Below are 18,197 nucleotides of genomic sequence, written 5' to 3'. Positions count from 1 at the left end.
AAGAACTTTGATCAGATCAGTCGTGCGCGGCATGGGCGCCGCGCTGCCCCGCCGCATCATGAAGAATGCCGACTTTGAAGGCATGGTCGAAACCTCGGACGAGTGGATCGCCCAGCGCACCGGCATCCGCCAGCGCCATATCGCGGCCGACGACGAGACCACCGCTTCGCTGGGTGAGGCGGCGGCGCGCGCAGCGCTCGCCGATGCCGGCCTGACACCCGGAGACATCGACCTGATCGTGCTGGCGACCTCGACACCCAACAATACTTTTCCGGCCACGGCCGTCGAAATCCAGAACCGGCTCGGCATGCATCACGGCTTTGCCTTCGACCTGCAGGCGGTATGCTCGGGCTTCGTCTATGCGGTAACCACGGCCGACCTCTATATTCGCGGCGGCTTGGCCAAGCGCGTGCTGGTGATCGGCTCGGAAACCTTTTCGCGCATCCTCGACTGGACCGATCGCTCGACCTGCGTACTGTTCGGCGACGGCGCCGGCGCCCTGGTTCTTGAAGCCGGCGAAGGGGGCGGCAGTATTGCCGACCGCGGCGTGCTGGCGATGAGCCTGCGCTCCGACGGCGCGCACAAGGACAAGCTCTTTGTCGACGGCGGGCCTTCGACGACGGGAACGGTCGGCTACCTCAGGATGGAAGGCCGCGAGGTCTTCAAACATGCGGTAGGCATGATCACCGACGTCATCGAGGCGACGTTTTCGCAGGCCGGCATCACCGCCGACGACCTCGACTGGTTCGTGCCGCATCAGGCCAATAAACGGATCATTGACGCTTCCGCCAGGAAGCTCGGGATAGCTGAGGAAAAGGTGGTGGTGACGGTCAATCTGCACGGTAACACCTCGGCTGCTTCCGTGCCGCTGGCGCTTTCCGTGGCTGTTGCCGATGGCCGCATCAAAAAGGGCGACCTTGTGCTTCTGGAAGCGATGGGCGGCGGCTTCACCTGGGGCGCGGTTCTGCTTCGCTGGTAAGTGCCGAACGGTCCGGTTCGGTCCTTGACCTTGCCGGATCAATTACTTAGGCTCTGCCGCTGTTGTGTCGATTTTATGTTTGAGCTGATGGGACGGTCGCATGGGGGGAAAGACACTTACGCGCGCCGACCTTGCCGAAGCCGTTTACCGCAAGGTAGGTTTGTCGCGCACTGAATCGGCGGAACTTGTCGAGGCGGTGCTGGACGAGATCTGCGAGGCGATCGTCCGTGGCGAGACGGTGAAACTGTCGTCTTTCGCGACGTTCCACGTCCGCTCCAAGAACGAGCGCATCGGGCGCAATCCCAAGACCGGCGAAGAGGTGCCGATCCTGCCGCGTCGGGTGATGACCTTCAAGTCGTCGAACGTGCTGAAGAACCGCATCTTGCGCTCCCACCAGAGCGGCAAGGCGAAGGGCGGCAAGTAGGCTCGCTGCAAATGCACGGTTGAAAACAGGCCTTGCGATGATGCCGGGCTTGAATATTGCCTCACAAATCGCTGAAATGAGACCCGATTCGGCAACATGGCCGGATTGGTGTTCCGCGTGATCGTTACGCGCAGCCGGAATGAGCTCCCCTCCTGTCGAGGGAATCTCGTTCGAACGCCGGTTCCCATGTCCCGGGATCATGCTCCAGTGTGAGGATTTCGCCCATGGACAAGAGCCCTGACGCCTTTCGCACCATCAGTGAGGTCGCCGAAGACCTCGATCTGCCGCAGCACGTGCTGCGCTTCTGGGAAACGCGTTTCAACCAGATCAAGCCGATGAAACGCGGCGGCGGCCGCCGCTACTACCGGCCGCAGGATGTAGAACTGATCAAGGGCATTCGCCATATGCTCTACGACCAGGGCTACACCATTAAGGGCGTGCAGAAGCTGTTGCGCGAAAACGGCAACCATTTCCTGGTTGCCATCGGCAATGGCGATATGGCCGCCGTCGAGGCGATCTCGCAACGAAAGCAGGCCGACCAGGTGCCGTTGACGGCGGCAGCGCAGCCGCGCGGCGGAGATGACGAACTGGTTGGCCAGCCGAGGGTCAAGCCCAGCCGCCGTTTCTTCGGTCTTGGCAAGAGCGACGAGGAAGGCCCGGTCCAGCCGGACGCTTCGAAACTGTCGCGGGACAATCGCGCGCTGTTGCAGGAAGCGTTGTTCGACCTCCTCGAATGCAAGCGCCTCCTCGACCAAGTGCGCTGACGGGCAACCGGCCGGCGCCTGAAGAACGGGAACCCGCCTTTGGGTGATGCGTTACGTTTTCTTGAGCAAGACAAGGCTTGAGCAGACAAGGAAACGCATCATGGCATTATTCTCGACCCTCTCGGACGTCGATCTCGACAGGCGGGTCGCTGCACTCTCCAGGGAATTGGCGGCCCTGAAGAAGGCTGCGTCCAGGCGGGGCGGCGCCTATTACGAAGACGGTCGCGACGCGGCGCTTGACACGTATTCCGACCTTGCGGAACGTCTGCACGATGCGTTGCCGGCGATCCGCGAGCGGGGCAGGGCGATCGAGAAATCCGCCCGCGAGCATCCGGCGGCGGCCGCGGCGATCGGCTTTGTGGTGCTTGGTCTGGTCGCCAGTCTGCTGTTCAGCCGGCGCTGACCTTTATTTTATTCCTCGGTTCCGCTGGATCGGTGCGCGGGCGATTCATGTTGCCCGAAAGTGCACCCGGTTTAGGACAGCGGCGCCTGTGGGTGCCACGAAAAAAGGGCCATAGCCCCAGCTTGTCGGTCTGCAGCACGAACAGGGGTTTTTTCGTCAGAGCAGGCGCTCGTTGTAGCGCTGCGAGATCGCGCTGATACGGCGCGTATCCGGAGGAAACCAGGAGAAGACCGGCTTCGAACAAGAAGCCAAAGCCGGTCTTCTCATTGGCAGTCGGTTAAGCTCAGGCCTTCTTGCCCATAACCTTGTGGTGGTGGTGATGATGGTAGTGGTGGCTGCGATGGTGCTTGCGATGATGACGGTGATGCTTGTGCATCGGCGCGGCATCAGCGCTGGTCGCGCCGAGGATTGGCATGGTGAATGCAAGTGCAACTGCAAGCCCGAGGGCCGAGAGGAGGGACTTCTTCATGGATATCTTCCTTTTTTCGCAGGCAATCTGAATCAGGCCAACAGCCTGTTCGCCGCGAGCGGGATTACGCTCCCGATTTTTTTCGTCAGTATTTCCCGAATATAGAATTTTGTTTCTGGAATGTGTCTGGCGGCGCAGCCTGTGGGCTCCGCCGACAGGCTGAGCCCACAGCGCCGATGAGCGGGAGAAATTTCGGTACGGGGCCGCAGACGCAACCGGCTTACATGGGCGGGACCACGCCATTGTTGCCGACCACGACGCGGTTGGCACTCAGCGTGCCGTCGGCGCCGCGCGTCGCGGTGACCACGACGGGCGCGCCGGGCTTGAGATCGCCCGGCGTGGCCGGCGCGAAGGTGACGACCGGCGTCTTGTCGGGGATTGAGATCTTCTTTGTCTGGCCGTTGTCATAGGTCAGCGTCACCGCGCGGCCATTCACGTCGGTCACGTCGGCGACGGTGCCGTTGGTCATGCGGCTGTTGGGCTTGAGGTCCCAGGCGCGGTCGCCTTCGCCCGTGCCTTTCAAGGCTGCGGGAAACACCACGACCTCGAGCGCGCCGCTGCCGCCATCGGCTTTCGACACGGATGCTATGCCGAGGAAATCGCCGAGCTTGATGTCCTTTACCGACGCGCCCGCGACGCCCGATATCTTCCATCCGGCAGCGAGCTTGATCTTATCCATGCCACCCTGGCGGTTTTTCACCGTCAGCTGGGATTGGTCGGAACTGGCCACGACGCCGCGCACCCGCACCGTGTCTGCCGCCGGCGCGCTGGTTGCAGCAAGGCTGGAAAGCGTGCCGAGCACGATCGTGATTGTCCGCAGCAATTTCATCGCATTGATCCTTTCAGGAAAATGACAGCCGCGCCGGCAACGTCTTGGGTTTCGCGCCGGCGCAATTGAACCAACGAACGGGGTCGTAAAAATCATCGAGGGACGAGGTGATCAGGTGTTCAAAAGAACTTGATCGAGAGCGGTTGCGAGCGGCGTCCGCCAGGCATGGTTCACGATGCTGTGACGGCCAGTTTGTGACTTGGCAAATCACCCGCAAGCGGGCATGTTCTCGCCGTCTCAGGCAACACCATTTTCATCAAACTCTTTCAGCCAACGGAGTTGCCAATGCCATACAGTGCAAAGCGCGAACCCCTCCCGGAACTGGTTGCCAGCGAAGCCGGGCAAGGCCATAGCGCCCTCAGAACGATTCGGGAAACCAGGGGATACAGTGTCGAGGAGCTTTCCCTGACAACCGGTCTGTCGGTCGACGAAATCGAGGATATCGAGAACGGCAGGACGGCCGATCCGTCGCAACTGCGCCGTATTGCGTCGGCGCTTCGGCTTCCTCAGGAGGCGCTGCTCGGCACGGCCGTGCAGGCGCGGGCCGCGCAAGACCGCCCCGCGCTGTAGCGCCAGTGCCATGCATGTTCGAAAACCCGCCGGGGACCTTGGCGGGTTTTCTGTTTGCCGTGACTGAAGGCCTTGGCACGTGTCTATGGACGCGCCGGCCTAGCTTGCTGCTTCGTCATTTCGATCCGCGGGGTTTCGATGAGCCTGGAATCCGTTCGTGCCTTTTTCGCCAGCAAGGCGCCCGATACCGACGTGATCGTGACCGAGGCGAGTTCGGCGACCGTAGCATTGGCTGCGCAGGCACACGGCGTGTTGCCGGCGCAGATCGCAAAGACGATCTGCCTTCGCGTCGGCGAACGCACCATGCTGGTCGTGACCAGCGGCACCGCCAGGCTGGACAATCGCAAGTTCAAGGATCGGTTCGGCAGTAAGCCGCGCATGCTGGAGGCCGCTGAGGTTATCGAGGCAACCAGCCATCCGGTCGGCGGTGTCTGCCCGTTCGGCCTGCCGGCGCCGCTGCCGGTCTATTGCGACGTGTCGCTGCGCGGTTTCGAAGAGGTCGTGCCTGCCGCCGGCGCCACCAACGCGGCGGTGCGGATCGCACCGCAGCGCATGGCTGATCTCACCGGCGCCGAATGGGTCGATGTGTGCCAGGGGTAGATGGCGATCGATGAGACGGACTTTGGGGGTAAGTCCTTGTTTAAAATGGTCGGAGTGGCCGGATTCGAACCGACGACCCCTTGACCCCCAGTCAAGTGCGCTACCGGGCTGCGCTACACTCCGGACCGCGCAAAGCCATATATATTCGAGGCTTGGCGCGCAAGCGCTAAAACCGCCTCCGGAAGCAGAACCAACCATCGCCGATAAATCGCGTCAAACCTGACCGGAAGTCCCACGGGCGTTCGCGGGTCGCTCCGTGGACCATGCCATGAGCAAGGCTTCCTTCAGAGTAAATGCCTCCACCTGTCGGGGCCCTCTTGGCCGGGAATTGCTTTCCAAACGTGGCGTCGCCGTTCGAGGCGGGGAAGATGTCGCCCTGCATTCAGAGATGACGGGCCCGGCGATGGCTCAATCCGGTGGCGGAAATAAATTCCCTTTCGCCAACTCCCGCCTTGGAACAAACCGCCCCCGGTCCGGTTTGGCAACCGTCCGGGGAACTTAGGAGGGACGAAATGACCGGCAAACTCCATATCGGCCTTCCGTGCGCGATCATCGTCGCGGCGGCCAGCATCAGTGCGTTCTCGGATCCGCTGCCTCCTGACATCACCTATCGGCCATTGCCGAGCCAGCCCTTTTCCGCGGTGAAAGCCGATGACGAGGCGCAGAAGCCTGGCGTGATGGAGCGTCAGAAGAAGCTTTTGGAGCAACGTTATGATCTGGCTGACCGTCCGATACCGGGCGTGATGATGACCGACGGCAAGAAGCCGGTCCAGGGTGGCGTCAGGGTCAAGCTGGCGGGTGGCTCGACCTGGGACAGGCTAAGCTCGATGAGCCCCGGCGATATTCGTGACCAGGGTCTTCTGCCGGCTGGCTTCCTGCCGCTACCTCATGTCAAGCAGGCTGCCGGAGGCCAAGTGTTTCCCGAGAAGGAAATCCGCGAGATCGGCCGCCAGGAAGGCCGTGATCTGCGCCGCTTCGACGTCGATTTCGATCTTCCCGATCACCTGACGCCCGAATTCCCGCCACCGATTTTCCTGACCACCCACCCTGAACTCGGCGATGTCTCGCGCGGCGAACTGCTTACCATCCGCAATTACTACGAGATCATGAACGGCATCATCACCCCAGTACAGATGGAGGGTTTGCGGCTTCTGCTGACGCCATTCCCGCAGGAAGAGTTCAATCAGACCGAGGACCGCAAGGTCGCTGGCCAGAGCATGGGTGTCGCCTGCCTTGATTGCCATTCCAATTTCAACACTAACGCCGCCTTCCATCAGACACCCGACATCAGGCCGCAGGCGGCGCGCTTCCGTCTCGACACCACCAGTCTGCGCGGCCTCTTCAACCAGCAGATACATGGATCGAAGCGCTCATTGCGGTCCGTGGAGGATTTCACCGAATTCGAGCAGCGCACCGCGTATTTCAATGGCGATCATGTCAGTGCCACCCGCAAGGGCGTCAACCTGCCTGACCGCCCGAACCAGGTGGCGATGATGGCACAGTTGCAAAACATCATCGATTTCCCGCCGGCGCCTAAGCTCGATCCGTTTGGCCGCCTCGATCCGGCACTGGCGTCAGCAGAGGAATTGAAAGGGGAAGCGGTGTTCATGGGCAAGGGCCGCTGCTCCCAATGCCACAATCCGCAGACGTCCTTCATGGACAACAACATGCACGATCTGAAGCTCGATCGTTTCTACAAGCCAGGACAGACCGTCAACGACATGGTCGAGCTTCCCGACGGTCCGATCAAGACGTTCACGCTGCGCGGAATCAAGGACACGCCGCCCTATTTGCATGACGGCCGCCTGATGACGCTCGCCGACACGGTCGAGTTCTTCAATCTGGTGCTGGGCACCAAACTCGACCAATCGGAAAAGGACGCGCTGGTCGCCTATCTGCTCGTGCTCTGAGAAAGCGCGCCGTGATATCCGGCGCGATACGCTTCCCGAGGAGGTTCGCATGCGTCTACTCGCAACTGTCGTGGGGCTTGCGCTTCTGCCTGCCGCCACCGCCTTCGCCCAGTTCGGCAATCCGGCTGGCATGGCGCCGGACACGATGAAGGAATCTCCCGGCAAGCCAATGCCTCACCAAACCAACTATCAGGACCGGCTGTTCGCGCAGCTTACCGCTGCTGGCGGTCTGGCCGAGGTCCGCTTCGGCGAGCTTGCCGGAAAATCCGAAAATGCCGCGGTGAAAGACTTTGCCCGCAGGATGGTTGACGACCACCAGAGGGCGAACGACAGGCTGAAGTCGCTCGCCGAAGCGGCCAAGATGCCGCTTCCGCCTGGGCTGGATGCCGAGCACGAGGAGATGCGTACCAGGCTGGAAAAGCTTACAGGCGTCGAATTCGATCTGGCTTACATCAGCGGCCAGATCGTCGAGCATCAGAAGACTGTGCAACTCCTTGAATGGGAGATCGGCTCCGGCCAGGATCCGGATGTCCAGCATTTCGCCTCGGATATCCTGCCGGCCGTACTGGAGCATCTGCGAATGGCGCGGGACGTCCGCAGCAAGCTGGTGAACCCGGCATTGGCCGATGCCTCGGGCCAGAGCAAGAAGTGACCGTCGCGTCGGCGGCCAATCCGCGCGTTGGCAGCGCCTCTGGCCGAACCTGCCATAGCCCGGGCGGAACAATGCTCTCCACTCGCGGTTTGGGCGAGCAACCCAAGGGAGACCTTCATGACACAATCGCGCGACTGGTTGATACAGTGGCTGAGAGACGCTCACGCCATGGAGGAGCAGGCCGAGACGATGCTCTCCGGGCAACTGTCACGCCTCGAAAGCTATCCGGAACTCGGCGACCGCATCCGTCAGCATCTCGACGAGACGCGGCAGCAGGCCTCGCGCCTCAAAAGCTGTCTTGACCGGATCGGAGAGGGATCCTCCGCGATGAAAGACGCAGGCGGCAAGCTCACCGCCATGGCCCAGTCGATCAGCGGCGTGTTTGCCGGCGACGAGGTGATGAAGGGCTCGCTCGCCAGCTATACTTTCGAGCATATGGAGATTGCCTCCTACACGATGCTCATCGCCGCGGCCAACGCCGAAGGGGAGGCCGAGGTGGCGCGTGTGTCTGAGCAGAATCTGCGCGAAGAGGAGGCGATGGCGGATTGGCTCAAGAGCCATCTCGCCGAGACGACGCAGATGTTCCTGTCTCGCGCCGCGGCCGACAGCGATGCCGCAAAACGATAATCGGGCCTGTCATCGCGTCGAATTTCGCCGGCCATGATCGTGCGACAGCGGCAGCGCGCGCTGCCTGTCGGCGGCGGCGACTATCGAGCCGATAGCGCTCCGCGGTCACGTGAAGCTTTCGGCATCGCCAGCCGTAATTGCCGCTGATGACGGTGTTCCAGCGCGATCGCGCCCCAGACCAATCCGAGCAGCAGGTAGACGTGGCGCCAATGGTCGATATCGATGAAGGTGCCGAGCCCGACATTGCCGATGAAGGCGACATAGGCGCACAGGAGATAAGGCTGCCATGGCCGGTCGCGCAGCAGGATGCGGAATCCGGCACATATCGTCCAGATGACGAGCGTCAGGAACGACACGAAGCCGAGCCAGCCATAGTCCATCAGCATCTTCAGCCAGATATCGTGGGTGTCCTCGCCGAAGATGGTGCCGAACACCAGAGGCCCGATGCCGAACGGATGCTCCATCGCCATCTGGAAGCCGATCGCATAGCGGGCGAAGCGGCCGAGGCGGGCGGTGTCGTAGCTCTGTTCGAGATGGGCACGGTTGGAGAACATCTCCGCCACGCCGGGCAGCTGCAGGATGACGATCATGGCGATCGCCAGCAGCGACAATGCCGCGATGGTCATCACCACCACGCGCAGCCGGAACATGCCGCTGTTGCTCTGAAGGAACAGACAGCCGGTGAGCAGAACGGCAGAGACGGCAAACATGCCCCACGCGCCGCGCGAGAAGGAAAAGAAGATGCCTGATGTGATGATGAGCAGCGGCACCGCCAGCAGCGGCATGCGCGAGACCGGCCCGGTCAGCAGCAGATAAAGCAGATAGATGCCGGGCAGCACCAGGAACGGCCCGAACACGTTCGGGTCCTGGAAGGCGCCTGCGGCGCGGTCGTATTTGGTGAACATCTCCGCGCCCGGGAAGGCATGGAAATACCCTGCTATGCCGAGTAGCGAAGTCATCACCGCGGATACGACATAGGCAATGAAGATCAGCCGGTAGAGGCTCGGCTGCGTGGCGGTGACCGATGCGAAGAAGACCGCGCTGAAGGCGAGAAACAGCGACACTGCAAGGTAGAGCGGCGTGTTGGCGAGGTCTGACATCTGCGTCATGGCGATCATGCCGCCGATATTCATCGTCACCAGAAGCACCAGCAGCGGCGCGGCCGCGTGCGAAATCCTCAAACCGAAAAGCGCCCAGATGGCGATCAGGCCGGCCATGTAGATCTCGTAAGGAGCCGGCTCGCTGATGACGAAGCCGGAAAGCAGGATGCCGAGCCCGACCGCGCCCGAGGAAATCAGCGCGATCAGCTTCGCATTGACCGCCGCGCGCGGCAGGTCATGGGTGACCGCGCTCAATAGGCGTTTTCCGTGTTGAGCAGCCGAATCGGCGTCAGGAACAGGATCCGCAGGTCGAACAGCATCGACCAGTTCTCGATATAATAGAGGTCGTATTCCGTCCGCATGCGGATCTTCTCGTTGGTGTCCATCTCGCCGCGCCAGCCATTGATCTGCGCCCAGCCGGTAACGCCGGGCTTGACCTTGTGGCGCGCGAAATAGCCGTCGACCACTTCGTTGTAGAGCAGGTTGTGCGACTGCGCGGCAATCGCGTGCGGCCGCGGGCCGACCAGCGACAGCGAACCCAAGAGCGAATTGAAGAACTGCGGCAGCTCGTCGATCGAGGTCTTGCGGATGAAGCGGCCGACGCGGGTAACGCGCGGGTCGTTCTTGGTGACCGTCTGTCTGGCGGTCGGGTCCGACCGGTCGGCATACATCGAGCGGAATTTGTAGACTTCGATCACCTCATTGTTGAAACCATGCCGCTTCTGGCGAAACAGCACCGGTCCCTTGCTGTCGAGCTTGATGGCGATAGCGGTCGCCAGCATCACCGGTGAGAACACGACGATGCCGATCAGGCTGAAAACGATGTCGAAGGCGCGCTTGGCCACCGAATCCCAGTCGTTGATCGGCTTGTCGAAGATGTCGAGCATCGGCACCGAGCCGATGTAGGAATAGGCGCGTGGACGAAACTGCAGCGCGTTCGAATGCGCCGACAGCCGGATGTCGACCGGCAGCACCCACAGTTTCTTCAGCAATTGCAGCACGCGCGATTCGGCGGTCAGCGGCAGCGACACGATCAGCATGTCGATGCGGGCGATGCGGGCGAATTCGATCAGCTCCGAGATTGTGCCGAGCTTGGGATAGCCGGCGACGATAGGCGGCGAGCGTTTGTCGCTGCGATCGTCGAAAATGCCGCAAATGCGGATGTCGTTGTAGGGCTGCCTCTCGACCGAGCGGATCAGGACCTCCGCTGCCTTGCCGCCGCCGACGATGACGGCGCGCCGCTCCATGTGGCCGTCGCGCGCCCAGCGCCGGATCAGCTTCGACATCACCAGCCGCAGGCCGAAGATGAGAATGAAACCGACGGCGAACCAGGTGCCGAACAGCAATCGTGAATAGTTTTCAGATATCTTCATCACGAATGCCGTCAGCGCCATGAGGGCGAACGTGCCGGCCCAGACCAGCAGCAAACGTCCAAAATTGGCGATCGGCCGCATGAGCGAGACGATCTGGTAGCAATCGGTGACGTCGAGCAGCACCACTGCAAGGAACGACGCGGCGGCGATCGTCAGCGGATATTGCCAGGCGAAATAGTTGAAGAAGCCGACAAAGTAGAAATAGACGCCGAGGCCGGAAAGGAACAGCACTGCGAACTCGACCATCCGCAGGACGCCGCTGACCATGATCGGCGACATCGTATCGCGCCGGTATTGCGAGGCGACCTGACGGGCGACATCATTCATGCCGCCCGGCATGCCGCCATCGGTCGGGGTGTCGAGTTTGCGCACAGCCTCTGCCGAAAAGCGGTGCACGGGATCGATCTCGTTCATGGGATTTCCGCAAGCTTCCCCCAGGCAATAGCAAAAGAGAGCTAAGAAACCCTTGAAACAACGCGTGGCTTTGGAAGGGCTTGGGCCGGTGGTTTATTTGGCCAGCGCCGCGAAATACGCTTTCTCGATCTCGGCAGCCATGACATCGGCTCCGAAGCGTGCCTCCAGATCGGCGCGATCGGGCATCAGTTTTCGATAGGCGGCGGGATCGGCCAGCGCTTCGGCGATCTTGTCGGCAAGCTGCAACGGATCAGGTCTGATCAGGGCAGGGGAATCGGCGCCGAAGATCTCCGGTATGCCGCCAACGGCCGTGGCGATCATCGGTTTTCCCGCCGCCAGCGTCTCGAGCACGACATACGGCAAGGCTTCGGCGCGCGAAGGAACGACGACCAGCGCGGCCAGCGCAAAGGCATCCCTGGCCGGCATCGGCGGCAGGAAACGCACATTGCCGTCAAGCCCGAGCCGCCTCACTTGCGCGCGGTACCGAGGCAGGTTGTCGCCGTCGCCCACCATGACCGCGCCCAGCGGGCGTCCGAGCCGTGTCCCCGCAAGGGCCAGCGCGTCGATGAAGATGTCGGGTCCCTTGAGGTCACGCATCATGCCGATGTAGAGCAGGTCCACCATTCCGGGCTTCTCCGGAACGGGGTCGAACTCAGCCGCGCGCAGGCCATTGTAGATCAGCGCGTTCGGAATGGGCGCCTCGCCGACCTTCCTGCGATAGGTGCGTCGCTCATAGTCCGAGACGAACAGCAGACAGTCGGTGAAGTGAGCCATGGATCGCTCGAGCGCGAAGAACAGCTTTCCCGTGAACGTGCTCTCGTCATAGTGGAGAGAACCGCCATGCGGCGAATAAAGGCGGGCTACGCGAGACCTTGATACCCGCAACAGTGAGCCGAACAGACGGGCATAGGCGCCACCCTTGGCGCCGTGCCCGTGCAGCACGTCCGGCCGCAATTCCTTGATGATTCCGTAGGTGCGCGAGGCCGAGGCGAGATCGCCCAGTCCGACATGGCGCTGCATCGGCGTGCGATGGATGCCGAGCGCCAGCATGGCCTTCATCCGCCCGAACAGGCGCTCCTCGTATTCCCCGCCTGTGGTCGAATCGCACACGATGCCGACCGAATGGCCGGCGGCGACCTGAGCTTCCGCGAGGTCCCGCACATGCCGAAAGATCCCGCCGACAGGTGAACGAAAGCAATGGACGATCCTGAGTTTGTCCGCCACGTGTGTTCGTCAGAACAGACGTTCACGCACATAGACAGTATCTCCGGGCAGCAGCGGGTCCGACGTAACAACCCGGCCGGTCATCACCTTGCCGTTGATATCTCGGGTGATGTCGACGCTTTCCTGGTTGGCGCGCGGCGTGAAGCCGCCGGCAATGGCGACGGCTTTCTGAACGGTGAGGCCGGGCACATAGGAATACTGGCCGGCGGCGCCCACTTCGCCCATGACGAAGATAGGCCTGTAGCGGTCGATCTCGACGGAAACGTCAGGATCGCGCAGATAGCCTTGGCGCAATTTGTCGGCGATTTCCTTTTCCATCTGCTGGGCGGTGTGGCCACGGGCCGGCACGGCACCGACCAGCGGGAAGGAGAGATAGCCGGACTGGTCGACACTATAGGTGTTGGTCAGCCCGTCCTGCTCGAACACGGTGACGCGGACGCGGTCGCCGGCGCCCAGGCGATAGGGTTGATCGAGCACCTCGTGGAAGGCGGCCGGCGTCGGCCGGTAGCTGGAGCAGCCGGCAAGCATCGACACGGCAAGCAGCGCGCGAAAAAGGGAAGCAGTGCTTTTCATGACAGGACACATACCTTCGACTGGCCGCTGCGGCGTCGCAGCAAACATCTGAGAGCGCGTCCGTTATCGTCCTGTTAGGGTTAATGGCCGGTAAAGGGTACGACCGATACGGCATCGATCGACAGGAGTTTTACAACTTTGGCGATTTTGCTTGGCGCCTCCCAGTAAGTCCTAGCGGAAGCTTGCTGTGATCTTAACGGCTGAGTTACCATAGTTGTTTACGGTGCACGCGATCCGTATCGGAGTAGGATGCATGTCCGTTCAGTCCACGGCCGCAGACGTTGACGTCGATCTTGGGCAGCTCTTCGCCAGCCTGGAGAGGAACTGGCTGCGAATATTGGTCGTCTCCCTGGTGGTCACCGGGTTGGCGTTTGCGCTCGCTTCGCTGGCAACCAAGCACTACAAGGCCCAGACGCAGGTTCAGATCGATACGCGTGAATCCGTCTACACGCGCCCCGCCGGCAGTAATGACAGCGACAAGCCGATCCTCGATGAGCAAGGCGTCGCCACCCAGGTCCAGATCATTTCGTCCAACGAAATCCTGAAGCGGGTGGCGCAGAAGCTTGATCTGTCGCGATTGCACGAATTCGATGAAACTGTCGATATGTCGCCTCTCAGCCGCCTGCTGATCCTGGTGGGGTTGAAGAACGATCCCCTGGATATCCCGCTCGATGAGCGCGTCCTGAAGAAGATGCGCGAGAAGCTCAACGTCTATGGCGTCGAAAAGACGCGTATCATCGCCATCGAGTTCTCCTCGGAAGATCCCAAGCTCGCGGCTGCTATCCCCGATGCCATTGCCGCCGCCTACATTGCCGGGCAGGGCGCGGCCAAGCTCGAATCCAACACGGCCGCGGCGGACTTCCTGGCTCCCGAGATCGCCGATCTGCAGAAGCAGGTCAGGGATGCCGAGGCCAAGGTCGCCGCCTATCGCGCCCAGTCGGACCTTCTGGTGGGCGGCAACAATTCTGTGCTCGCCACCCAACAACTGGCCGAACTGTCGACCGAATTGTCGCGGGTGCGGGCCAACCGCGCCGCCGCCGAAGGCACCGCCGACAGCGTGCGCAAGGCGCTGCAGAATGGCGGCTCGCTGGATTCGCTGCCCGAGGTGCTGTCATCCGATCTGATCCAGCGCTTGCGCGAACGGCAGGTCGAACTGCGCGCCAACATCGCCGACCTGTCGACGACGCTGCTCGACAATCATCCGCGCATTCGCGCGGCAAAATCACAGCTGGCCGATCTCGACGCGCAGATCCGCAGCGAAGCTCAGAAGGTGATGAAGGGGCTGGCCATGCAGGCCGATGCCGCCAAGTCACGTGAGAGCCAGCTCGTCGCCGACGTCAACACGCTGAAGGCGGCTTCCGCGGAGGCAGGCGAACAGCAGGTCGGTCTCGATGCGCTGCAGCGTGACGCTGCCGCCAAGCGCCAGCAGCTCGAACTTTACCTGACCAACTACCGCGAGGCGGCTTCGCGCCAGGATCGCAATTACGTGCCGGTCGACGCGCGTGTCATCTCGAAGGCCGTAGTGCCTTCCGAGGCCTACTTCCCCAAGATCGGGCCGATCGTCGGTGCTGCTTTTGCCGCCTCGCTTTTGCTCATGTCGGTGTTCACGCTGCTGCGCGAACTCTTTTCCGGCCGCGCCATGCGCCCGGCCAGCGGCGCTCGCTTCGAGCCGATCGACGAGGTGGCGATGCCGGTCGCGGCCAGGGAAACGACGATCATTCCAGAGTCCGGGCCTGAGCACCACGCTGAGAAAGCGGTGGAACCGGAGATGATGGTGGAACCGGATCTGCTCTCGCCGGCGGAATCTGCCATAGAGGTCGAACCCGCCGCCGGCGCACCGGTCGCCGAAACCGTCCCTGTTGCCGAGGCCGTCCCGGTCGCCAAAACCAGGCCGCGTTCGGTGCTGGGCGAGATCGACGTTGAAAAAGCGGCGGAAAAGCTGATCGCAAGCGGCGCCGCGCGCGCCATCTTCGTGTCGCCCGAAGGTGACGAGGCGGCCGCCTCCGCGATCCTGGTGGCGCGTGAGGTCTCCGACGCCGGCCTGCGCGTGCTGCTGCTCGACCTCACGGCTTCCGGCGCCGCCTCGCGACCGATGCTCGACAGCGGACTGTTCCCGGGCATCACCAATCTGCTCGCGTCGCAGGCGCAGTTCAGCGAAGTCATCCACCCCGACCTCTATTCCGACTGCCATGTCATTCCTGTCGGCACCGCCGATCCGGTTCGCGCCATGCGCGCCGCCGACCGGCTGCCGATCATCATGCAATCGCTGACCACCGCCTATGACCTGGTGGTAGTCGAATGCGGTCCCGCCGACGCCCAAGGCATCAGCCGTCTGGGTGGCGATGCGACCGAAGTGTTCCTCTCCATGCTGGAGCCGGATGATGAGGTGACGCAGGCCGCCGTCAAGCTTATCGAGAATGGCTATCCGGAGTTGACGCTGGTGACCCCGCTCGGCCACGAACCGCCGGGCACCCCGGTGCCAGGAAGGCGCTCGGCGGCTTGAGTCCGATGAGCGGCGCTTGTGGTCATCACGTTGGAAGGTGGGCGGGTTAGCTACCGTCCTCGGCGGGCGCCGGCGCCTGGCCAGCGGCCTTGCGACGCAGCAGCTTGGTCAGCTTCCAGATCGTCGGACTGTTCTTGACGACGGCTTTCAGCCTGGCGCTTTGCCGCAGCCCCAGCGCCAGTGCGCGGCCTTTCGACGTCAGCGGAACCAGCACCTCGAAGTGCTGCGTTTCGATATCGCACCATAAACGCTTGTACGGCTCGTCGCCGACCGAGAAATCATAGACGTCGAAACCCGCCTCGCAGGCTTCCTGGATATTGTCGAAGAACAGGAAGTCGCCGGGGCTGGTGTGGGCGAGGTCATCCTCGGCGATCGCGCCGAACTCGCAGATCAGCCGTTTGCCCGAGCGGCTCGATCCGGTCACGGCGCGAAGCTTGCCGGCGACCTCGAGCCCGTGCAGCACGAAGGAGGGCTTATCCTCGGCAAGCGCCTCGGTGAACAGAGCACGGAAGAACGCGCGCACTTGATTGTCGCCGAAGACGTTGGCGATGCCCATCCTGCGGAAGCGGGATTCCTTCATCTCGAAAAAGCCGTCGAGCAGCCGGCCGACCTCGTCCACGGTCCGCGCCTCGATGCGCCGATGGCTGCCGATGGCCTCGAACTTGCGCGTCTGCGAGCGGTGCTTCTTGCGTTTGCGCTTTCCGTTTGCCCGAGAGAGCAGTGCATCGAAACCGCCGACCAGGTCGACGGCGAGCGACAGGTTCGGGCTGTCGAAATAATCGAACGAGGCGAGTGGGTTGGCTACGCCATCGAGGTCGGGCAGCAGGCGTTCGAAGGCGACGAGATCGATGTCGGGGCGAGCCTCGGCTATGGCCGCCAGGGTCGAACGAATAGCCGCACTGTCCGCCCTGGCAAGCCATTGCGGGTCGGCGGCGACGAAATTGCCATTGGCGTGGCGGCCGCCCATGAAGCGGGCAACACGGAATGGCCCATGGCCGACGACCTCCAGCGCCAGTGCGAAAACCGGTCTGCCTTCGCAATTCAGCATCGCCACGACCGGGTCCGGCTCGACCTGCGCGGCCCAGTTGCGGATCCAAACCGCGCTCTGCGCCGGCGCGAACACGGCGGAGCGGCAGAACGCGGCATAGGCCGCGAGCCCATCGGCGGAAGCGGTGGAAACCGACAGCCCAGCCGGCTCTATCGGCGGCACACTGGGCGGGGCTTCGATTGCCGCCAGGCGATTGCCGTCAAATGACGCGGCCGCGTCAACCATACCTCAATCCTTAGGGCGTATTGCTGCCGATTTGGGGGCGCTCAGGCGTATCCGTGCTTGGTTCAGCCTAGGCGCAAAAGGTGAAGGAATGATCGACGGCGGGGAGGCAATCCGAAAGCTGGCGCTCAACGTCGCCCGCTATACCGGCCTCGCACCGCTGGCCAAACCGCTGGTCGGCGGTATTGGCGCCATCCTCATGCTGCACCGCGTTACGGCAAAGCCCGAAAAGCCCGACAGCGTCAACCGTCATCTCAACATTGCGCCCGGCTTCCTCGACGCCATGATCGCCGGCCTGAAGGCGGATGGCTACGCCTTCGTCTCGATGGACGAGGCGGTGGAGCGTATCGCGGCGCGCCGCAAGGGCGGCCAGTTCGCCGCCATCACCGCCGACGACGCCTATCGCGACAACATGACCGAAGCCTTGCCGGTGCTGGAAAAGCACGGCGCGCCGATCACCATCTATGTGGCTCCGGGGCTGATCAACGGCACTGCGGATCTGTGGTGGGACGTGGTCGAGGATCTCGTCAACGCGGGCGATCGCCTGACCCTGACGACGTCCGACGGGCAAACGACGATCGACTGCACCAGCCCGGCCAAAAAGCTCCAAGCCATCGCACGGCTGCACACCTATCTCACCACCGAGGTTCGCGAGGAGGACCTGCGCGCCGTGCTGCGCGAACTGGCGCATGCGAAAGGCGTCGACGCCGGCCGGCCGCGCGTCGACACGCTGATGACCTGGTCGGAGATCCGCGCGATCGCAGCGCATCCGCTGGTAACGATCGGTGCTCATACGATCAACCACAGCAATCTGAAGCGGCTTTCAGAAGCCGACGCGCGGCACGAAATCGTCGGGGTGAAGTCCATCCTGCGAGCCGAGCTGGGCGAGGAGCCGCGCCATTTCGCCTATCCCTACGGCTATGCCAGCGCCGTCGGCTGCCGCGAAGTGGGCTTTGTCCGCGATGCCGGCTACACTTCGGCCGTGACCACACGCCATGGCGTGCTGCGCGCCGCACACGCCGGCTTCCTGCACGCATTGCCACGCATCTCGGTGAACGGCCGCTACCAGAATCTCGCCCACATCCGCACCATGCTGTCTGGCGTGACGACGCCGCTCGCCAACGCCGGAAAGATGGTGGTCACCGTCTGAGGCGGGCCGGCAACGGTTCAGCGCTTGGGCCGAGGCTCCAGCATCAGCCATTTGATGATGCCCATGGCCGGCAGCACCCAGAGCAGGCCGCTTAGCAGGAAGAACAGGAAATGCGTCCACGGGCCCGCCTCGGACAGCCGGGCGACCGCGAAGATCGATGCGACCAGCGCATAGATGATCACAAGCGCCACCAGCAGGAACGTTCCGATCAGCTTTTTCAGGCGCACGGGCATGGTTGGCCTCCTGGAGCCGGGGTAAAGTGCGGCCCAGCTCAATGTGTCGGCTTCGCCATAGGCCTTGACGCGAAGCTGTGCAACCCGACAGACGCGGCGCGACGGCGTGCCGCGCCGCCCGGTCTTGCAT

General features: G+C 62.7%; 19 protein-coding genes and 1 tRNA gene. 11 read left to right on the top strand and 9 right to left on the bottom strand.

Annotation, left to right across the window (positions count from 1 at the left end):
• Positions 1 to 7: 7 nt before the first annotated feature.
• The 4 genes from FJ949_RS05720 to FJ949_RS05705 all read left to right on the top strand — a co-directional run bounded on the left by FJ949_RS05720 (position 8) and on the right by FJ949_RS05705 (position 2,570).
• Positions 8 to 979, top strand: coding sequence for a beta-ketoacyl-ACP synthase III (locus FJ949_RS05720; RefSeq protein WP_140494008.1), 972 nt, complete (start codon positions 8 to 10; stop codon positions 977 to 979).
• 100 nt (positions 980 to 1,079) lie between these two features.
• Positions 1,080 to 1,403: an integration host factor subunit alpha gene (locus FJ949_RS05715; RefSeq protein WP_140494007.1), complete on the top strand. Its 324-nt coding sequence runs from the start codon at positions 1,080 to 1,082 to the stop codon at positions 1,401 to 1,403.
• A gap of 224 nt (positions 1,404 to 1,627) precedes the next feature.
• On the top strand, positions 1,628 to 2,167 hold the full coding sequence (locus FJ949_RS05710; protein WP_140494005.1) for a MerR family transcriptional regulator: 540 nt from the start codon (positions 1,628 to 1,630) through the stop codon (positions 2,165 to 2,167).
• A 100-nt stretch (positions 2,168 to 2,267) separates the two neighbouring features.
• On the top strand, positions 2,268 to 2,570 hold the full coding sequence (locus FJ949_RS05705) for a hypothetical protein (RefSeq protein ID WP_140494003.1): 303 nt from the start codon (positions 2,268 to 2,270) through the stop codon (positions 2,568 to 2,570).
• A 283-nt stretch (positions 2,571 to 2,853) separates the two neighbouring features.
• Here the strand turns inward: FJ949_RS05705 and FJ949_RS05700 are convergent, their stop codons facing one another.
• Entirely contained in the window at positions 2,854 to 3,039 is a 186-nt protein-coding gene (locus tag FJ949_RS05700; RefSeq protein ID WP_140494001.1) for a hypothetical protein, read from the bottom strand.
• A 220-nt stretch (positions 3,040 to 3,259) separates the two neighbouring features.
• Complete coding sequence (locus FJ949_RS05695; RefSeq protein ID WP_181172049.1) at positions 3,260 to 3,868, bottom strand: hypothetical protein; 609 nt, start codon at positions 3,866 to 3,868, stop codon at positions 3,260 to 3,262.
• Positions 3,869 to 4,153: 285 nt separating this feature from the next.
• On the opposite strand from FJ949_RS05695, the gene FJ949_RS05690 reads away from it, so the two are divergent.
• Together FJ949_RS05690 and FJ949_RS05685 are read left to right on the top strand one after the other, a co-directional pair.
• The gene (locus tag FJ949_RS05690) at positions 4,154 to 4,438 is read left to right on the top strand and encodes a helix-turn-helix transcriptional regulator (RefSeq protein WP_140493999.1); all 285 of its coding nucleotides are present in this window, start codon (positions 4,154 to 4,156) and stop codon (positions 4,436 to 4,438) included.
• 138 nt (positions 4,439 to 4,576) lie between these two features.
• Positions 4,577 to 5,038, top strand: a complete 462-nt coding sequence (locus tag FJ949_RS05685) for a YbaK/EbsC family protein (protein ID WP_140493997.1) — start codon at positions 4,577 to 4,579, stop codon at positions 5,036 to 5,038.
• Between the two features lie 46 nt (positions 5,039 to 5,084).
• Here the strand turns inward: FJ949_RS05685 and FJ949_RS05680 are convergent.
• Positions 5,085 to 5,161, bottom strand: a tRNA-Pro gene (locus tag FJ949_RS05680).
• Positions 5,162 to 5,550: 389 nt separating this feature from the next.
• On the opposite strand from FJ949_RS05680, the gene FJ949_RS05675 reads away from it, so the two are divergent.
• The 3 genes from FJ949_RS05675 to FJ949_RS05665 all read left to right on the top strand — a co-directional run bounded on the left by FJ949_RS05675 (position 5,551) and on the right by FJ949_RS05665 (position 8,227).
• Positions 5,551 to 6,948 carry a cytochrome B6 gene (locus FJ949_RS05675; protein ID WP_140493995.1) on the top strand — a complete coding sequence of 466 codons (1,398 nt, stop codon included), beginning with the start codon at positions 5,551 to 5,553 and terminating at the stop codon, positions 6,946 to 6,948.
• A 49-nt stretch (positions 6,949 to 6,997) separates the two neighbouring features.
• On the top strand, positions 6,998 to 7,600 hold the full coding sequence (locus tag FJ949_RS05670; RefSeq protein ID WP_140493992.1) for a DUF4142 domain-containing protein: 603 nt from the start codon (positions 6,998 to 7,000) through the stop codon (positions 7,598 to 7,600).
• A gap of 117 nt (positions 7,601 to 7,717) precedes the next feature.
• Complete coding sequence (locus FJ949_RS05665; protein WP_140493990.1) at positions 7,718 to 8,227, top strand: DUF892 family protein; 510 nt, start codon at positions 7,718 to 7,720, stop codon at positions 8,225 to 8,227.
• Between the two features lie 80 nt (positions 8,228 to 8,307).
• Here FJ949_RS05665 and FJ949_RS05660 read toward each other — a convergent pair whose 3' ends face one another.
• The 4 genes from FJ949_RS05660 to FJ949_RS05645 form a co-directional block, all read right to left on the bottom strand.
• A complete protein-coding gene (locus FJ949_RS05660; protein ID WP_140493988.1) occupies positions 8,308 to 9,582 on the bottom strand; it encodes an O-antigen ligase family protein in 1,275 nt (424 codons plus the stop codon).
• Entirely contained in the window at positions 9,579 to 11,114 is a 1,536-nt protein-coding gene (locus tag FJ949_RS05655; protein WP_140493986.1) for an undecaprenyl-phosphate glucose phosphotransferase, read from the bottom strand. Before FJ949_RS05655 ends, FJ949_RS05660 begins: the two co-directional genes overlap by 4 nt.
• A gap of 93 nt (positions 11,115 to 11,207) precedes the next feature.
• Complete coding sequence (locus FJ949_RS05650; RefSeq protein WP_140493984.1) at positions 11,208 to 12,338, bottom strand: glycosyltransferase family 4 protein; 1,131 nt, start codon at positions 12,336 to 12,338, stop codon at positions 11,208 to 11,210.
• A 9-nt stretch (positions 12,339 to 12,347) separates the two neighbouring features.
• A complete protein-coding gene (locus FJ949_RS05645) occupies positions 12,348 to 12,911 on the bottom strand; it encodes a polysaccharide biosynthesis/export family protein (RefSeq protein ID WP_140493982.1) in 564 nt (187 codons plus the stop codon).
• A 253-nt stretch (positions 12,912 to 13,164) separates the two neighbouring features.
• On the opposite strand from FJ949_RS05645, the gene FJ949_RS05640 reads away from it, so the two are divergent.
• Positions 13,165 to 15,414, top strand: a complete 2,250-nt coding sequence (locus FJ949_RS05640) for an exopolysaccharide transport family protein (protein WP_140493979.1) — start codon at positions 13,165 to 13,167, stop codon at positions 15,412 to 15,414.
• 46 nt (positions 15,415 to 15,460) lie between these two features.
• On the opposite strand, the gene FJ949_RS05635 is transcribed toward FJ949_RS05640, so the two are convergent.
• A complete protein-coding gene (locus FJ949_RS05635) occupies positions 15,461 to 16,687 on the bottom strand; it encodes a GNAT family N-acetyltransferase (RefSeq protein WP_140493978.1) in 1,227 nt (408 codons plus the stop codon).
• An 88-nt stretch (positions 16,688 to 16,775) separates the two neighbouring features.
• On the opposite strand from FJ949_RS05635, the gene FJ949_RS05630 reads away from it, so the two are divergent.
• Positions 16,776 to 17,834, top strand: a complete 1,059-nt coding sequence (locus tag FJ949_RS05630) for a polysaccharide deacetylase family protein (RefSeq protein WP_140493976.1) — start codon at positions 16,776 to 16,778, stop codon at positions 17,832 to 17,834.
• Positions 17,835 to 17,851: 17 nt separating this feature from the next.
• Here FJ949_RS05630 and FJ949_RS05625 read toward each other — a convergent pair whose 3' ends face one another.
• Positions 17,852 to 18,067 carry a DUF2842 domain-containing protein gene (locus FJ949_RS05625; protein ID WP_140493974.1) on the bottom strand — a complete coding sequence of 72 codons (216 nt, stop codon included), beginning with the start codon at positions 18,065 to 18,067 and terminating at the stop codon, positions 17,852 to 17,854.
• Between the last annotated feature and the right edge of the window lie 130 nt (positions 18,068 to 18,197).

It is taken from the genome of Mesorhizobium sp. B2-4-1, from assembly GCF_006442185.1.
In the GTDB taxonomy this organism is placed as follows: Bacteria; Pseudomonadota; Alphaproteobacteria; order Rhizobiales; family Rhizobiaceae; genus Mesorhizobium.
Note: the sequence above shows the minus strand (reverse complement) of the source record. Positions and strands in the feature narration are given on the sequence as shown.

What these genes read in the sequence shown, in the direction of transcription:
- FJ949_RS05715 (WP_140494007.1), top strand. Translation starts at nt 1,080, where the DNA reads ATGGGGGGAAAGACACTTACGCGCGCCGACCTTGCCGAAGCCGTTTAC.
- FJ949_RS05710 (WP_140494005.1), top strand. Translation starts at nt 1,628, where the DNA reads ATGGACAAGAGCCCTGACGCCTTTCGCACCATCAGTGAGGTCGCCGAA.
- FJ949_RS05705 (WP_140494003.1), top strand. Translation starts at nt 2,268, where the DNA reads ATGGCATTATTCTCGACCCTCTCGGACGTCGATCTCGACAGGCGGGTC.
- FJ949_RS05700 (WP_140494001.1), bottom strand. Translation starts at nt 3,039, where the DNA reads ATGAAGAAGTCCCTCCTCTCGGCCCTCGGGCTTGCAGTTGCACTTGCA.
- FJ949_RS05695 (WP_181172049.1), bottom strand. Translation starts at nt 3,868, where the DNA reads ATGAAATTGCTGCGGACAATCACGATCGTGCTCGGCACGCTTTCCAGC.
- FJ949_RS05690 (WP_140493999.1), top strand. Translation starts at nt 4,154, where the DNA reads ATGCCATACAGTGCAAAGCGCGAACCCCTCCCGGAACTGGTTGCCAGC.
- FJ949_RS05685 (WP_140493997.1), top strand. Translation starts at nt 4,577, where the DNA reads ATGAGCCTGGAATCCGTTCGTGCCTTTTTCGCCAGCAAGGCGCCCGAT.
- FJ949_RS05675 (WP_140493995.1), top strand. Translation starts at nt 5,551, where the DNA reads ATGACCGGCAAACTCCATATCGGCCTTCCGTGCGCGATCATCGTCGCG.
- FJ949_RS05670 (WP_140493992.1), top strand. Translation starts at nt 6,998, where the DNA reads ATGCGTCTACTCGCAACTGTCGTGGGGCTTGCGCTTCTGCCTGCCGCC.
- FJ949_RS05665 (WP_140493990.1), top strand. Translation starts at nt 7,718, where the DNA reads ATGACACAATCGCGCGACTGGTTGATACAGTGGCTGAGAGACGCTCAC.
- FJ949_RS05655 (WP_140493986.1), bottom strand. Translation starts at nt 11,114, where the DNA reads ATGAACGAGATCGATCCCGTGCACCGCTTTTCGGCAGAGGCTGTGCGC.
- FJ949_RS05645 (WP_140493982.1), bottom strand. Translation starts at nt 12,911, where the DNA reads ATGAAAAGCACTGCTTCCCTTTTTCGCGCGCTGCTTGCCGTGTCGATG.
- FJ949_RS05640 (WP_140493979.1), top strand. Translation starts at nt 13,165, where the DNA reads ATGTCCGTTCAGTCCACGGCCGCAGACGTTGACGTCGATCTTGGGCAG.
- FJ949_RS05635 (WP_140493978.1), bottom strand. Translation starts at nt 16,687, where the DNA reads ATGGTTGACGCGGCCGCGTCATTTGACGGCAATCGCCTGGCGGCAATC.
- FJ949_RS05630 (WP_140493976.1), top strand. Translation starts at nt 16,776, where the DNA reads ATGATCGACGGCGGGGAGGCAATCCGAAAGCTGGCGCTCAACGTCGCC.
- FJ949_RS05625 (WP_140493974.1), bottom strand. Translation starts at nt 18,067, where the DNA reads ATGCCCGTGCGCCTGAAAAAGCTGATCGGAACGTTCCTGCTGGTGGCG.